Consider the following 15637-nt stretch of genomic DNA (forward strand, 5'->3'; position numbering starts at 1 on the left):
TATTATCAATGGACTTTTCAGGGATTGTATGATTGCCGCCATAGGTTTATGATAGCAGTATTGAGGGGCTTTTCACATTTTTCAAAATAAAATAACTAAATATGGAGGGTATTTAAGAATGGCTGAAAAAGAATTGTTGTTTACGCCGATTAAGATCGGTACAAGAACAGCGAAGAACCGTATTGTGCTGAATGCAATGGAATGCTGTGACGCACTTGACAACGGCGATCCGAGTCCGGCAACCTATAAACGGTATGAGGATTATTACAAAGGACAGGCCGGTCTTGTCATACTGGAAGCGATCACGCCGCAATACGATTATATCGCGAGAAGGAACCAGCTCTCGATCAAGGAACACAACCTTCCGGCGCTGAAAAAGTTCATCGCCCATCTGAAGGAAATCAATCCCGATACGCTGATCTTTTTCCAGATCACGCATTCCGGCGAAATCAGCAACAACGTATATTCACAGCGAATCCGTGTAACGGAAGAGCCGCTTCCGGGATATGAAGATTCCAAGCTGGTGCGCGAAGAGGAAATCGAGCAGGTAATCAAGGATTATGTGCTCGGCTCCGAATACGCTTACGAGGTTGGCGCGGACGGCGTAGACCTGAAGCTTTGCCACGGATACCTTGGCAGCCAGATTCTTCGTCCGTTCAACAAGGATAACTGGAAATACGGCGGAAGCTGGGAAAACCGCAGGCAGTTTGCAATCGATATTTATGACCGCACCCGTGCTGCAATTCCGGACGAAAACTTCGTATTGGGTTCCAAAATTTCCATTTACGAAGGCTTCCCGGGCGGCGTAGGCACGGCCGGCCCGGATACCGCCCTGATGGACCTGACCGAATCGATCGACCTCGTCAAGCAGCTTGAGGCGCATGGCGCAAGCTATATCCTCCAGTCTGCGGGTTCCCCGTCCCATACGCTCGATCTTGCGCATCCTGACAGGCGGACGCCGGACTATGCATATATGCACTTCTATTTCCAGAAGGTTTGCCGCGACGCACTGAAACCGGAAACGGCGGTGATCGGTTCCGCTTACAGCATTTACCGCGACGGCAAGCAGCCCTTCTGTGCTGTAAAGCCTGAAAAGAACAACCTGCGTTTCTGGGGCAACAAAAACATCAAGGAAGGCATTGTGGATGCGATTGCAATCGGCCGCCAGGCGTTTGCGGACCCATACCTCCCGAAAAAGATGATGGAAGGAAACGAAAAGGATATCCATTGGTGCACGCTTTGCGACCATTGCGTGGAATTCCTGATCCGCCAGCATCACGTAGGCTGTGCGACGTATGACCCGCATTTCACGGATGAATACGTTAAGATGATTAAGGAAGAGGGCAAACTGAAAGCAAAACACACCTGATTGCGGAACGGAAAACCTGCAGCAGGGAAAAATAGGGAACGATCTATAATAAGCAGAAAGGTGGCAGTATTATGGCAAGAACAATAGACGACGATTGCATCAACTGCGGAAGATGCGTAAAATTGTGCCCGGTGCACGCGATTCACAAGGGCGAAAAGCACATGGAGATTGACAGGGACAAATGCATCGACTGTTATGCATGTGAAATTGAATGCCCGACCCACGCGGCATACCCGGAATGAGAATCAAATGAGAAACGCGGGAACCGCAGCCGTTTTGTAAAAAGCGGCTGCCCCGCCAAAAAGGACCGCATATCGCCGATATGCGGTCCTTTTGTATTCATTCCCAAAACCCTGTCTTTAAACATGCCCGCAGTATTTCATCCAGTCGTCGAGGCCTATTCCCCAGATGCTCACAATGCGGACCTCATTCCACCGCTCTTTCAGCGATTTCCCGTCAAAAACCGGCGCTTCCACGAGCTCTTCCGCAAGCGCGAAGTCCGTCCCGTCCGGAATATCGCAATATCCCACCCAATACGGTTTATCGAACTCCGGGAGATATCCAAGGTAATGCTCTGCCTGCTTTTCGTCATCGGCAAAATAAAAACAGGTTTCATCAATGCTTTTCCCGGCCTTCAGCTGCCGGAAAAAATAATCAAAATCCAGCGTATCCATTTTCATGGTTCCTTTCAGTCTTTCCTTGTCCGGCCGGGCGAAAGCCGCATTCAGCCTCCGGCTGACGCGCAAAAAAATCCCCCGCCTCTCTTTCGGAAGCAGGGGATTTGGCTTACACCTTTTTTTAAATGATGTTACAGGGGACGCTTCGCACAAATGAAGCCGTTCCTGAACCAGGAACCAAATTCCCTTGTGACCATTGCATTCTGGCTCGAGGATGCGTCAAGCACCATATTGTCGCCAAGGTAGATTGCCACGTGGCCGTCCATGCAGATGATGTCGCCGCGCTGTAAATCGCTGATGCTGGTGATCGTCGGATAATCCGTGCTTCTCCAGCCGCCCGACGTCCTGTAAGGAACATCGTTTCCGCTTTCCCTGAGGGCGTAGTAGATGAGCCCTGAGCAGTCAAACGAATTCGGTCCTTTTCCGCCAAGCACATACGGCTTGCCAAGCTGTGCTTCCGCAACCGCGATAAACGCCTCTACGGAACCTGCGTCTGCCGTATACGAAGGAGCGCTGTCTCCGGAATCCTCGGAGGACGAGGAATTATCCTCTGCGGGAGCGCTGTCTTCCTGCGGGGAATCGTCGCTCTCCGGCTTGCTGTCTTCCTTGCTGCCGCTGTCTTCCTTGTTGCTATCTTCTTTACTACTGTTGTCTTCCTTGCTGCTTTCCTGTTTGTCGTTTTCCTTACCGCTGTTGTCTTCCGCAGGCTTCTGTGCCGCAGCTTCCTTATCCGCCTGCATCTGTTCATATTCAAGCGATTTTTCCGCCGCGCCCGAATAAAGCAGTTCTTCCGTCATATGGCCGACGCTGCCGTCTTCCGCAAGGCCGCTCATTCTCTGGAAATACTTCACCGCTTTTTCGGTTTCTTCCCCGAAATAGCCCGTCGCCTCAGAGATCGGGTAACCAAGCTCGATCAGGCGTTCCTGCATATTTTCCACATCCGCGCCGGCCATACCGAGCGACATGGAATATTCCTTTGCGTTTTCAGAGAACAGCAACGCCATCGTTTCCGGCCCTGCCGCGCCATCGACCGTAAGTCCATGCTTACGCTGGAAATATTTCAGCGCCTGGTTGGTTGCAGGCCCAAAATAATCCGTGGTGTCATCCTGGCCCATATAATAGAGGTCCATCAGTCTCTGCTGGATTTCATGGACCTTCGGGTCGGTCATGCCTTCCATGTAGGTAACGGCTACCGCCGGTTCCTCGGCCGCCTGCGTCTGTTCCGCCGCCGGTGTTTGCGCTGCCGGAGCCTGCGTCTGGGCTGTCTCGCCTTCCGCCGTCACCACCGAGCCTTCCGAAGCGACAGGCGCTGCCGACTGCGTCGTTTCCGTCAGCTTAGGCGTCGCCGTAGAGGCGGGCTGGGCTTCTTCCGTTTCCTGCGGCTGCGCCGCTGCCTGTACCTGTGCTGTTTTTTCCGGCTGCGGAGTCATCTTCATGTCCCCGGTTGCGGCTGACGCGATCATGATCGGAATCATCACCGAGGCCACAGCAACCGTCACCACCGTAAACAAACGTTTCTTCTTTCTGACGCGATAGCGCACCGCCGTGCGGGATACGCTTTCGCTATTCGAGGAAACGTCGCCGTTACGTCTGGCTTTGACAAACGTTCTGTGTTTCCCAAATGGCTTAATCATGTTGGTCTCCTTTTTTTCGCTTCCGCGAATTTGTTATGAGTATACTACATTTTTTTTGAGTTGTCTATAGTTTTTTAACTTTTTTGTAATATTTGCGTAATAAATAACCCATAATTCGCATGCCTAAAAGAATTTTTTCTATTTATTAAAAAAAAATTTTTGCCGGGTTCCATTGTAAAACTTTTTCGGCCCGTTTCCCGTCCGGCGCTGTATGGTATAATATAATGTATCTCTAAGAAAGGTCAGGATTTATGGAACAGATTGACGCAATCATTTCGCAGCTTTCCCAGGAACAAAAGGCGGACCTGTGTTCCGGGCTCGACGCATGGAATACCTTCCCGGTCAAAGGCTGCGGTATTCCCAGCGTCCTGATGACGGACGGCCCCCACGGCCTGCGGAAACAGTATGACGAGAGCACGGCCATGCTTGAACAGTCCGTGCCCGCAACCTGCTATCCCGCGGCTTCAACCACGGCATGTTCGTGGGACAGGGAGCTCCTGCACGAAATGGGCGCCGCCCTTGGAAGCGAGGCGCGGGAGCAGGGAATATCCATGGTGCTCGGCCCGGGAATCAATATCAAACGTTCCCCTCTGTGCGGCCGTAATTTTGAATATTTTTCCGAGGACCCGGTGCTTTCCGGCGAGCTCGGCGCGGCCATGATCCAGGGAATCCAGAGCACGGGAACCGGCGCATGCCTGAAACATTTTGCGGCGAATAACCGCGAATATTTCCGCATGGTCTCCAATTCCATTATTGACAAAAGGGCGTTGCGCGAGATTTATCTCGAAGGCTTTGAGCGCGCCGTGAAAAAGGGAAAGCCTTACGCGGTCATGAGCGCGTATAACATGCTGAACGGCACCTATTGCGGGGAATCACCCGCGTTGATCCGCGGCCTGCTGCGGGACGAATGGGGGTTTGACGGCCTTGTCGTTTCCGATTGGGGCGCATGCTATAACCGGGAAAAGGGCATCTCCGCCGGACTCGACCTCGAAATGCCCTATTCCGGTGAGGAAAACACGAACCGCATCCTCCGGGCCGTAAAAAACGGTATGCTTTCCGAGGAGGACCTTGACGCATGCGTGCGTCGCATCCTTTCCTTTATATTCCGGTGTGAAGAAAATAAAAAAATCCCTTATCGGTGCGATATGGAAAAAAACCATGCGCTTGCCCGGCGTGCGGCCGCCGAAAGCGCCGTCCTCCTCAAAAACGACGGCCTGCTTCCGCTGAAACCCGGCGTTAAGGTCGCCCTTCTCGGGGAATTCGCCGAACAGCCGCGCTACCAGGGGGCGGGGAGTTCCATGATTCATCCCGCAAACCTGGAAAATGCGGTCGGCGTATTCTCAAAGTATGGAATTCATTACACCTATTCGCCGGGCTTTTCCGTCTCCGCCGATATAGCGGACAAAACGATGATCGCCGAAGCGGAACGGGCGGCGCAGGACTGCGACGTTGCCGTTATCATTGCGGGCCTGCCCCCGCAATATGAAGTGGAGGGAATCGACCGGGCGCACATGCGCATCCCGCAAAACCAGGTCGATCTGATCGAACGTATCGCAAAAATCAAACCTGTGGCGGTCCTGCTGTGCGGCGGCGCTCCTGTTGAAATGCCGTGGCTTTCCTCCGTCTCCGCCCTTGTGAATTGCTATCTGGGCGGCGAGGCGGGCGCGTCTGCCATGGCGCAGATTTTAACGGGGGAGGTGAACCCGAGCGGCAAGCTTGCGGAAACCTATCCGCTCCGGCTTTCGGATAATCCGTCTTATCATTTCTTTTCCGACGACCGCCACAACGTAGAATACCGTGAAAGCATTTACGTAGGATACCGTTATTACGACGCGGCGGAAAAGGAAGTCCTTTTCCCCTTTGGGTTCGGGCTTTCATACACCACCTTTGAATATTCCGATATGCAGACGGATGCGGGAAGCCTTGCCCCCGGCGGTACGGTTACGGTCAGCGTCCAAATTAAAAACACGGGCAAGGTTGCCGGCGCGGAAGTGGTACAGTGCTATGTCCGCGCGGACGAGGCGCCCGTGAAAAAATTATGCGGCTTTGAAAAAATATTTTTACAGCCCGGCGAAAGCGCGCGCGTTTCCTTTACGCTTACGGAGCGCGACTTTTCCTTCTTTTCCGACGGCTGGAAGCTGATGCAGGACGTCCACGTGCTGATCGGCGCTTCTTCGCGCGACCTGAGGCTGGGAATTATCGTGGAAATCCCGAACGGCGAGCCGCTGCCCGAATATCCGGTCTCCGCGGACGGGCACTGGGACGCCGTGCAATATTACGGCTTATTTGAAAAAATCCCGCATATTACCTTCAGCATCCATCCGTTTACCATCAACGCCACCCTGAAGGATTTTGATTCCGTGGCCATCGGACGCACGGTGCACCGGCTGGTTTCCCGGTTCGTGGAAAAGCATATCGACCCGGGCGGATACATGGGGCATGACATTATGCTCCGGCTGTTGGAGGAGAACCCCATGCGGGTTCTGGTTTCCATGTCGGGCGGCTTTTTCACCTATGGCATGGCCCGCGGCGTATTGATGATTGTGAACGGCCAGATATTCATGGGCCTGCTTGCTTTCTTCTCCGCCTACCGGAAACGCAGGAAGCAAAAAATAAAATCAAAAAAATAGTGTTTACTGCCGGAAACACAGGGTATATATATTATGTCACAGACGCCTACGGGCTGAAGTGACGCCAAAACAATACATACCCCCAATCAGCAAAAAACCGGCCTTGTGCCGGTTTTTTGTTTGCAGGAAACCCGGCGCGCCGGAGAAACCGTTTTTCACAGTCCATATGTTATAATAGGAAAAAGCTTGCTTTATTCACACGGGGAGGTTGGCTATGGAACAGCGAATCACGCAAGAGCTGCAAAAATTGGGGGCGATGTATACCGCGCCCATCGCGGTTTCCAAAATCAGCTTTTCGCCCGAACTCCGCCTGTTGTGCGAGATGAACCGCTGCGGCGCGTATGGCGCGGGTTGGGGCTGCCCTCCCGGCTGCGGCATGGTGGAAGAGCTCGCGCGCAGAGTGCGGGAGTACCGGCGCGGCGTTGTCTATCAATCTGTGGGCACGCTGGAGGATTCCTTTGATTACGAGGGGATGATGGCGGCGGAACATATCTTCGGGGAAATATCGGACGGCATCCGGTTATACTTAAAAAGCAGTGTGCCTGAACCGGAGGCGCTGGTCCTCGGCGCGGGCGCATGCAGGTTTTGCCCGGAGTGTACCTATCCTGCCGCTCCCTGCCGCTTCCCGGACCGCAAAAACATATCCCTGGAGGCATGCGGAATCGATGTATCCATATTATGCGAAAAATGCGGGCTTGCATATATCCATGGCGCGGGCACCATTACCAATACGGGCATAGTGCTGTTCAATTAGGCTTTCAGGGCAATCCCCGGCAGGCATTGTCCTTCATTCTTCCCGCATAAATCCGGGAACGAAAAACCGCGGGAATATTTACTCCCGCGGTACTCCGCCTCTTTTTCCCTTCCCGTAATCCGGGAGAAGTTCCAGCACTTCCTTTTCGGTTGCCCCCGTCGTGACGAGGAAAACCGTTCCAATGAGCACTCCCGCCGTATACAGGGCTTTTTTAACTTTTTCCATTTCCATTCCTCCCGTTACTTAATCATCGCGTACCTTGCATCCCGCATAAGGCCGCTTACCTGTTCGCTTTTTCCGTCTTCCTTTTTCCGCCTGAGCTTATGCGTTACCGTTGTAATGCCCGAATAAACAAGCGTTGCGAGCACCGTCGTTCCTATGATTAACCAAAACAAAATTCGTTTCATGTTTTCGTCCTCCTTGTCTTTTTCTGATTCTATCGTACTTCCCGGGACGAAATCCTGCTATTCCTCTTGCTTACAATAAGATTACGTTTTTGTAATCCTTCTATATAACAAAAAAGACCTGCCGTTTTTGGCAGGTCCTTTTGTGTAATTCCGTTAGTTAAACACCACGACCGCTTCCTGCTCTTTCAGGCGCGGAAGCACCGTTTCCAGCACACGCATATGGTGGTTGAGGTCCACAAGCTCAAGATAGGCCGTCTGTATGTCCTGCCCGATGACGATATCCATATACTGCGGTTCGCAGCACACAAGCGCCGCTTTTTTGATCCCGAGGACCGGGGCGCGGAACAGCCTGCCGTCGACCATTGTGGAAATACGGTCAATCTCCATCAGGCCCGTGCCCGGCTGTATCCGCTGAAGATCGAGATAGAGGTCCGGGCTCAGGATCAATGCGTAACGCCCCAGATAGCCCTTGTCGTTCAGCATCGTGAGGCCCTTTGCGATATCGGCGAACGCATTTTCGCCGGTCGTCCAGTCGCCGCGTTTTATTTTGTTGGCGCGCGGCGCGTTCATGAGGCCCGTCAGCCCAAGCGCCTGGTTGCCAAAAAAGATCAGCTTGTCTTCCCTGCGCGCTACGGATTCCGCCGCCGTCATGGCGGAAGAAACATCTACCGGATAGCCTGCCTTTTCACTCGTCTCGATGTCCCTCCACAGGAGGATAAAATCGTCATAAACCTGCGGGATTTCCGCATATTGCCTGCCTTCCGTCCTTACAATTCCATCCTCAAAGACTTCTTCTTTCTTTTTGCTGTCGATCGTAATATTTTGCACGCCCGCGCCGAGCGGCCCGAACACGGTCAGAAAACGGCGTCCGACCAGGTTCCTCCGCGCCGATTCAACAACCGCGCCGTCGATTTTATCCCAAAGCGCCTCGCCAAAAGGCGCGCTTTCCCTCGATAAATAATCCATGTCCGCTTCCTCCCTTACTTATCCAAAAGGCTGCCCACGGTGGCTTTGACCGCCGCTTCATCCGGGGTGCCCAGTTTTTCCATCATTTCCTTAACTTCCTCTACGCCGGAAGCAAAATGCTCCGCTTCTTCCGGATCGAGGTGCTGAAGGAGCGTCATCAGTTCGCCGATGTGCGCTTTTTCCTCATCGCGAATATCCGCGAGCACCGTTTTCGCAACGATGTCGTCCGTTGCCATAACATGGGCGTCGTACAGATAGATGGCTTCCAGCTCCCCTGCAATATCAAGGCGTACCGCCTGTATAAGTTCTCCCTTGGTGATTTTTCTTTCCACATTCCCCGCAAACGGGTTTCCAAAGCTTGGCATAATATCAACTCCCTTTCTCTTCAGCCAATAATGAAACGGCAGCGCCCTTCAACTTCCAGCGCGGCTCTTTGTAGGTCTATACTTAAACTGGATTTTTTGGAATAAAACCAAAACCCGTGAATTTTAATGAAGGTTTGCTTTTTTAATCCCGGGCGCTTATAATGTGATGCGGGGAATAAATTATGGATATTAAACTGGTTTTTGCAATTATTACGATTACACTGGCCCTTGTATTTTATACGGTGGGCGTTTTTGGCGAACGGAAAAGCGGAACGCTTCAAAAAAAGCATGTCGTCACCTTTTGGTGCGGCCTTGCTTTTGATACGACGGGCACCACGATCATGAGTTTTATTGCCGCCGCGGGTACGGCGCAGCTTTCAGGGGTAACGAGGCTTCTGCACGGGATAACGGGCGTTGCCGCGATTGCCCTTATGCTTTTCCATGCGGTATGGGCGACCTATGTATTGGTAAGGGGCAGCGAAGGGCTGCGTTCTTCCTTCCATAAATTCAGTGTGATTGTGTGGGCCGTATGGCTTATCCCGTATGTTTTGGGAATGGTCGTGGGGATGAACGCGTAACATGAAAATAGTAAAAGAGCTGCAAGGCTGCAGCTCTTTTTTACTTCAGTAAGAATTCAACCGTCTTTTCAAGCTTCATTCCGCGCGAGGCTTTGACCAGCACCGCGTCGCCTTCGCGGACCAGCTGCCGTATCTTTTCCAGTAGTTCCTCCTGCGTCGGGAAGTAAAACGTTTCCGCACCCGCCTCTTTTGCGCCCGCGTAAATTTGCTCTGCAAGCGTCCCCACGCACAGCACGCGGTCCGCCTTCTGCGCCGCATATACGCCAAGTTCACGGTGATATTGCCCCGCCCTGCCGCCAAGCTCCAGCATGTCCCCGAGAACGCAGACCTTTCCGCCTTCCGCGTAGGTAAGCACATCCAGCGCCGCGCGCATGGAGCCGGGGTTTGCATTATACACGTCATTCAAAACCGTAACGCCGTTTTTGGTTTCGATGCACATGCGCCCCGCAATCGTTTTATATTCCGCAAGGCCTGTTTCGATTTCTTCCGGCGTCATGCCAAGCGCAAGCCCGGCAGCCGCAGCGGCAAGCGCGTTATACACCATATGCCCGCCCGGCGAAGGAACGTGCACCGGGAATTCCACATCCGCCGTATGGATCACGAAATCCGTCCCGTGGAGGCCCCTGCTTTGCACTTCCCCGGCGTAAATATCGTTTTGCACGCCTATGCCGAACGCGGTTACATCCGTTCGCGTATCCCTGAGCATCCTGAGGTAAGGATCGTCGCCGTTTACAAACACGCGCCCATCCTTCTGCATATATTCCAGCATTTCGGATTTTGCTTCCAAGATGCCCTCTTTTGATCCCAGATGCTCGATATGCGCTTCCCCAATGTTGGTCAGGAAGCAAAAATCCGGCCGCGCGATCTTCGCAAGATTGCGGATTTCGCCAAAATGGTTGGTTCCCATTTCCACCACGGCAACTTCATGATGCTCCCCGAGGCGGAACACCGTCAGCGGTACGCCGGTCTGGTTGTTCAGGTTCCCTTCCGATTTCAGCACGTCATATTTTTGGGAAAGCACGGACGAGATCAGCTCCTTTGTGGTCGTTTTTCCTACGCTGCCCGTAATTCCAATTGTTTTGACATCAAACAATCCTTTGTAAAATTCCGCAAGATTCTGGAACGCCAGCAGGGAATCTTCCACAAGGATATATGGCCGTTTCGTTTCAAGCTTCCGTTCCGTAATGCAGGCAAGCGCGCCCGCTTCATAGGCGGCGGGAATAAAGCTGTGACCGTCGAACCGTTCCCCCTTGATGGGCACAAACAAAAAGTCCGCTTCCACCCTGCGGTTATCGATCACAACGCCGCGTACGCTTTTCGAGAGCGCATCCGCATCCCCGCAGTAGATTCCATGCACCGCTTCCACGGCCTGGCTGAGTAAAAATTCTTTCATACGGTTCACCTGTATTTTTCAAGCGAAAGCTCAATGATTCGTTCGCACAATTGTTCATAGGAAAGACCCGCAACCGCCGCTTCCTGGGGCAGCAGGCTGGTCGGCGTCATGCCGGGGAGCGTATTCATTTCCAGGAAATATATCCCGCCGTTTTCCGTAAGGATGAATTCCCCGCGCGCATAAACCTCCAGTTTTAAAAGGCGGCACGCCTCCCGCGCCATTTCCTGCATTGTTTTTTCTGTCGCTTTATCGATATCCGCCGGACACACCTCTTCCGTCCAGCCCGCCTGGTATTTATGCGCATAATCGTAGAAGCCGCCGCGCGGAATGATTTCGATGGGCGGAAGCGCCATATCCCCCAATATTCCGACTGAAAATTCGCGGCCCGTGATAAACTGTTCCACCATGATTTCGTCTTCATACCGGAACGCATCGGCCAGCGCTCGCGCCAGCTCTTCCTTATTTTCCGCTTTGGCAATGCCGATGCTCGAGCCTCCGCAGCACGGTTTTACAATGCAGGGGAAGCCGATTTCTTCGATTCCTTCCGTTCCCTTCCCTTTATAAAAGACCTTGCTTTTTGCGGTTTTCAGGATGCTGTCCGCCACCATCCTCTTGCTGATTCCCTTATGCATGGCAAGCGCGCTGCCAAGATAGCCCGTACCCGTATACCGAATGCCCAGCACGTCGAAAAAAGCCTGCATGCGCCCATTTTCGCCGTCTTCGCCGTGCAGCCCCATATATACGATATCCGCCGCACGGCAGACCTCGATAACATTTTTGCCGACGGTTCCAAAACCGCTGTCTCCGCGGGCGGCCTTTACCTTTGCAATATCCGGCGCATTTTCTTCTACACGGACGGCTTCCATTTCGCCTTCCACGTTGAATACGTCCATCACATCCCCCGGCACATCGACGCCGAGGAAGGAATCCACCAGCACCGCACGGTGACCTGCCCGCCGCAGCGCATTGGTGACCATCGTTCCCGAAGAAAGGGATACTTCGCGTTCCGTGCTGATTCCGCCTGCCAAAACAACAATATTCATCATGATTTTAAAACACTCCCATCCGCATTCACACAGCTTCATATGCCTGTCGTTAAAAAAATCCCCTCAACCGAGTGGTTGAAGGGATTTTCTGGAGCTGATGACGAGACTCGAACTCGTGACCTCATCCTTACCAAGGATGTGCGCTACCTCCTGTGCCACATCAGCATAATAAAGTTACGACTTAAATATTATATGATACTCCGGCAAATTTTTCAATCCCTTTCGGCGGAAGAAATTTTCCGGTTTTCACTGCAATCAAAAATCTTCAGAGACCTATGGCCCGCATAAGATTAAAAAATGCACAAATTGCTTTCATATTCCCGTTCTTTTACGTTATAATGAAACTATGATAAAATAAGTCTTATGGAATTGGCCGGGTTTCGTCCGTTCCATAAAATAATGGGAAAGAAGGATTTTTTGATGATTTGTAGCAACTGTAATCAAAGTTACGACGACAATTTAAACGCATGCCCTTATTGCGGCGCGGCGAAAGCGGCGGAGAATAATGTCCCGCCGGTACAGCCCCAGCAGCAGTACCAACAGCCGCAGGAACAGCAGCCCCAGCAGCAATACCAGCCGCCGCAGGCACAACAACAGCCCCAGCAGCAATATCAGCAGCCGCAGTATCAGCAGGCGCCGCCGCAGGGTTACCAGGATACTTCCGCGGCAAAGAGTTCGGCCACGGGCAGCCTTGTTTGCGGCATTATCGCTATTGTAATGGGTTTATTTGTTCCGATTGTCGGAATTATCCTCGGCATTATTGCGCTCACGTTGGGCAATAAGGCCAAACGCATCCTCCCTGCCGATCAGAGGGGCATGGCAAATGCCGGCTTTACCTGTGGTATTATCGGCCTTGTGATTGCGGTCATCTCCTGGATTTTAAATACGGTTTCCCTGATGTCCTATTGGTATTAATCAGGCGGAGGAACCGTTATGAAAAACAAACGTGGGATATTGGCTTTCATTTTGCTTGCCATGATGGTGTTTATGGCCGGATGCGCGTCCAGCACCGCGCCAACGGTTGAAGTGGGCGGCGAAGTCCTCCCCTCTTTATATTCCGTGGTGGGGGAAAAGAAGATCACCGGCACGTCGAAAAGCATCAATACGGAAGCCGCAGAGGTAGAGCTTACCTATCAGGGCGTGGCCCTCGACGAACTCAATTCCTATATTGAAAGCCTGGTTTCGGACGGCTATATGATTACGCAGGAAGCGCAGGCCCAGGGAACCGGCCAGAGCTACCAGATCGGAAAGGAAGCGTCAGCGGACGGGCGTATCATCCTCATCAGCTTTTATTTTGAGGACGGCGGGTCCACAGTGATTACCTATACCGTAGGCGAAGGAACGATTACGCCGGAAGCAAGCTGAACGGCTTTGCTCTTGCAGCAGTAAAATACGGCTGAAAAATCACGCGGTATAACCGCGTGATTTTTTTACGGCTTCCAATTTTTTTTGTTTGCACCGGCGTTCCTCTTTGTATAATAAAGGAAAGACATCCTTGGGAGGTAGATTAATGATTTTTCAATATGAAAAGGAACGCGTTTATGCGAAAGATAAAAGCGGACATTTGCTTGCGGAGATCACGTTTCCCCAAAATGGCGGCAGGGCGGATATCAACCATACCTTTGTCGACCCGTCCCTGCGCGGGCAGGGCATTGCCGACAAGCTTGTACGCGCCGCCCTCCAGCAAATTGCGGAAGCGGAAAAGCAGCCTTTTGCCACTTGCCCTTATGTAGTCAAATGGTTTGAAGAGCATCCGGAAGAATTAAACGCTTTATTTCCTGCACCGTAATAATCCGATCGGGCAAGCATTTTTGAACGGTTTAATCCTGTTCAAACATTTTTTTTGAAAATTTCAAAAAATACTTGCAGGAATTTGAATTCGGATGTAGAATACATATAACAAGAGATCATACAAGAGGTCAGAAGAAAATGATGGTTTAAGAATCTGATTTCAGGGTATGATAATAGTAAGGACAGATGGACTTCGGCGGACAGTGGTCCGGAAGAAAATCTGAATGCAGAAAGAAAGGGCGTGATACCAATGTACGATTCCGAATGCGTGATATTGGGCACGCACGCACAATCCCAGAAGTAGGCTTTAAGGTCGCACGAAAGGGATCACGGAACAAAATTTTTTGAATTGGCGATTGACAGTTTGGAAATATCCGTGACGGTGGAAGCAAGGTTCCCGAAGATGCTGTGAAGAAAGCGGAGGGCAGGCCGGATTCCACGACAGAGTTGTAAAGAAAGCTCAGTGAAGGCGCCGAAAAAGCAAACGTATCGCGGGCGTTGTAGCCGCAAGGGGGTTTGAAGCAGTTTCAAACCAAATGTGCGTGGTGCCGGAGGTGCAGTTTGTTCGCAAGAAATGCGATACCGGAGCAACCGGTTGGTGCGTAAATATAGAAAAAGATGCTGCGTATCAATGTGGCGGTCGGCAGGAACCGATGGGGGATGCATGACCCGAAGGTATAGGCAGAGCGCAGGTGCACAAGAGTAAAATTAAATGTAAATATGATAATGGGGTTTCCGAACGGAAACCCCATTTTTTGATTTATGATACCGCTTCCGCTTTTGCTTCTTCCTCATTCTTTTCCCGGAAAATCCTGATGTGGAGCTTGCGTTCCAAATCCTTTATCTTGCCATGCTCCCGCGGCGTAATCAGCGTATATGCCTTCCCGTCTTTTCCTGCGCGTCCGGTTCGCCCGATGCGGTGCACATAATAATCCGGCTTGTCCGGCACATCATAATTGATCACCATATCGATTTTTTCAATATCAAGCCCCCGGGCCGCAACATCCGTCGCGACAAGCACCTTTGTCCTTCCTTTGCGGAAGGTATTCATAATCGTATCCCGCTCCTTCTGGCGCATATCGCCGTGCAGGCAGGCCGAGGAAAATCCCCGGTGGTAAAGCTCTTTTTGCAGCTCCTTCACCTTGCGCTTGGTGTTGCAGAACACGAGCGTGAGCCTGGGATTGCAGCGGTTAATCAGCCCGCAGACCGCGTTTGATTTCCGCTTGGTCTGCATATAGGCCTGCTCCACCGTTTCGACCGGACGGTTCTGCTCCCCAATCTTAATACGAACCGGGTTTTTCTGGAACTGTTTTGCAATCGCCGTGATCTCTTTGTTCATTGTCGCCGAAAACAGCATGGTCTGGCGTTGCTCCGGCACAGAGGACAGTATTTCTTTCATATCGCCCAGGAAACCGTAATCCAGCATTTCGTCCGCCTCATCCATTACGACCGTGCGTACATTTTTCAGTTTCAGCACATTCCGGCTGATAAGGTCTTTTAAACGTCCGGGCGTTCCCACAACGATTTGGGCCCCGCCGCGCAGCGCCTTGATTTGTATGCCTGCCGGCTGGCCGCCGTACACGCTTACCGTACGCACGCCGTGCATATGTGCGGAGAGCTCTGTCGCCACCTTTGCGGTCTGCATGGCAAGCTCGCGCGTCGGGCACAGGATCAGCGCCTGGACTTTCCTGTTCGGCGGAAAAATATTTTCCAGGATCGGAATCATAAACGCGGCGGTCTTTCCCGTTCCCGTTTGCGCAAGACCAATCAGGTCTTTCTTTTCCAAAAGCGCCGGAAGCGTTTGCTCCTGGATAGGCGTGGGCTTTGCATAGCCTACGCGGTTAAGCGTTTTGTTCATTTCTTTTGACAATTGCATCGAAAAACTCAAATCATTACCTCTTTCCCATTTCAGCAAAAAAATAAGACCCTGCTTCTCAAAGCAAGGTCTTTTTATCAATCTACTTTGTATACTTCTGAAGTATAGCACACTTTCCGCCGTTTGTAAAACGCGGGATGCAAAAAACGCT

At 52.0% G+C, this 15637-nt stretch carries 17 protein-coding genes and 1 tRNA gene; 8 read left to right on the forward strand and 10 right to left on the reverse strand.

What is annotated here, in order from left to right:
* The first annotated feature begins 118 nt into the window (after nt 1-118).
* Complete coding sequence (locus tag BBD38_RS07020; protein WP_066686166.1) at nt 119-1369, forward strand: oxidoreductase; 1251 nt, start codon at nt 119-121, stop codon at nt 1367-1369.
* A gap of 71 nt (nt 1370-1440) precedes the next feature.
* A complete protein-coding gene (locus BBD38_RS14285; RefSeq protein ID WP_082989545.1) occupies nt 1441-1611 on the forward strand; it encodes a DUF362 domain-containing protein in 171 nt (56 codons plus the stop codon).
* A gap of 117 nt (nt 1612-1728) precedes the next feature.
* On the opposite strand, the gene BBD38_RS07025 is transcribed toward BBD38_RS14285, so the two are convergent.
* Both BBD38_RS07025 and BBD38_RS07030 read right to left on the reverse strand, forming a co-directional pair.
* A complete protein-coding gene (locus tag BBD38_RS07025; protein WP_235829110.1) occupies nt 1729-2043 on the reverse strand; it encodes a hypothetical protein in 315 nt (104 codons plus the stop codon).
* A gap of 134 nt (nt 2044-2177) precedes the next feature.
* Nucleotides 2178-3680 (reverse strand): C40 family peptidase, encoded by a 1503-nt coding sequence (locus BBD38_RS07030; protein WP_066686167.1) that lies wholly within the window; start codon nt 3678-3680, stop codon nt 2178-2180.
* A gap of 251 nt (nt 3681-3931) precedes the next feature.
* On the opposite strand from BBD38_RS07030, the gene BBD38_RS07035 reads away from it, so the two are divergent.
* A complete protein-coding gene (locus tag BBD38_RS07035) occupies nt 3932-6310 on the forward strand; it encodes a glycoside hydrolase family 3 C-terminal domain-containing protein (protein WP_066686168.1) in 2379 nt (792 codons plus the stop codon).
* 214 nt (nt 6311-6524) lie between these two features.
* Nucleotides 6525-7064, forward strand: coding sequence for a DUF2284 domain-containing protein (locus BBD38_RS07040; RefSeq protein ID WP_066686170.1), 540 nt, complete (start codon nt 6525-6527; stop codon nt 7062-7064).
* Nucleotides 7065-7142: 78 nt separating this feature from the next.
* Here BBD38_RS07040 and BBD38_RS14485 read toward each other — a convergent pair whose 3' ends face one another.
* The 4 genes from BBD38_RS14485 to BBD38_RS07050 all read right to left on the reverse strand — a co-directional run bounded on the left by BBD38_RS14485 (nt 7143) and on the right by BBD38_RS07050 (nt 8802).
* Nucleotides 7143-7289 carry a hypothetical protein gene (locus BBD38_RS14485; protein WP_156738175.1) on the reverse strand — a complete coding sequence of 49 codons (147 nt, stop codon included), beginning with the start codon at nt 7287-7289 and terminating at the stop codon, nt 7143-7145.
* 14 nt (nt 7290-7303) lie between these two features.
* Nucleotides 7304-7471 carry a hypothetical protein gene (locus BBD38_RS14490; protein ID WP_156738176.1) on the reverse strand — a complete coding sequence of 56 codons (168 nt, stop codon included), beginning with the start codon at nt 7469-7471 and terminating at the stop codon, nt 7304-7306.
* A 153-nt stretch (nt 7472-7624) separates the two neighbouring features.
* Complete coding sequence (locus tag BBD38_RS07045; RefSeq protein ID WP_066686172.1) at nt 7625-8437, reverse strand: family 1 encapsulin nanocompartment shell protein; 813 nt, start codon at nt 8435-8437, stop codon at nt 7625-7627.
* A 14-nt stretch (nt 8438-8451) separates the two neighbouring features.
* Nucleotides 8452-8802: a demethoxyubiquinone hydroxylase family protein gene (locus tag BBD38_RS07050; RefSeq protein ID WP_066686176.1), complete on the reverse strand. Its 351-nt coding sequence runs from the start codon at nt 8800-8802 to the stop codon at nt 8452-8454.
* A gap of 182 nt (nt 8803-8984) precedes the next feature.
* On the opposite strand from BBD38_RS07050, the gene BBD38_RS07055 reads away from it, so the two are divergent.
* A complete protein-coding gene (locus BBD38_RS07055) occupies nt 8985-9380 on the forward strand; it encodes an HsmA family protein (RefSeq protein WP_066686178.1) in 396 nt (131 codons plus the stop codon).
* Between the two features lie 40 nt (nt 9381-9420).
* Here BBD38_RS07055 and BBD38_RS07060 read toward each other — a convergent pair whose 3' ends face one another.
* The 3 genes from BBD38_RS07060 to BBD38_RS07070 all read right to left on the reverse strand — a co-directional run bounded on the left by BBD38_RS07060 (nt 9421) and on the right by BBD38_RS07070 (nt 11984).
* Nucleotides 9421-10773, reverse strand: coding sequence for a UDP-N-acetylmuramoyl-tripeptide--D-alanyl-D-alanine ligase (locus tag BBD38_RS07060; protein WP_066686179.1), 1353 nt, complete (start codon nt 10771-10773; stop codon nt 9421-9423).
* 5 nt (nt 10774-10778) lie between these two features.
* Complete coding sequence (locus tag BBD38_RS07065; RefSeq protein ID WP_328585605.1) at nt 10779-11858, reverse strand: D-alanine--D-alanine ligase family protein; 1080 nt, start codon at nt 11856-11858, stop codon at nt 10779-10781.
* Nucleotides 11859-11908: 50 nt separating this feature from the next.
* Nucleotides 11909-11984, reverse strand: a tRNA-Thr gene (locus BBD38_RS07070).
* Between the two features lie 255 nt (nt 11985-12239).
* Between BBD38_RS07070 and BBD38_RS07075 the strand changes: the two genes are divergently transcribed.
* The 3 genes from BBD38_RS07075 (at nt 12240) to BBD38_RS07085 (ending at nt 13608) form a co-directional block, all read left to right on the forward strand.
* A complete protein-coding gene (locus tag BBD38_RS07075) occupies nt 12240-12734 on the forward strand; it encodes a DUF4190 domain-containing protein (protein WP_147568116.1) in 495 nt (164 codons plus the stop codon).
* An 18-nt stretch (nt 12735-12752) separates the two neighbouring features.
* On the forward strand, nt 12753-13184 hold the full coding sequence (locus BBD38_RS07080) for a hypothetical protein (RefSeq protein ID WP_066686186.1): 432 nt from the start codon (nt 12753-12755) through the stop codon (nt 13182-13184).
* 145 nt (nt 13185-13329) lie between these two features.
* Entirely contained in the window at nt 13330-13608 is a 279-nt protein-coding gene (locus tag BBD38_RS07085; protein ID WP_066686187.1) for a GNAT family N-acetyltransferase, read from the forward strand.
* Between the two features lie 762 nt (nt 13609-14370).
* On the opposite strand, the gene BBD38_RS07090 is transcribed toward BBD38_RS07085, so the two are convergent.
* The gene (locus tag BBD38_RS07090) at nt 14371-15468 is read right to left on the reverse strand and encodes a DEAD/DEAH box helicase (protein WP_172807785.1); all 1098 of its coding nucleotides are present in this window, start codon (nt 15466-15468) and stop codon (nt 14371-14373) included.
* Nucleotides 15469-15637 lie beyond the last annotated feature (169 nt).

Origin of the sequence: Christensenella intestinihominis (assembly GCF_001678845.1) — a bacterium.
GTDB lineage: Bacteria > Bacillota > Clostridia > Christensenellales > Christensenellaceae > Christensenella > Christensenella intestinihominis.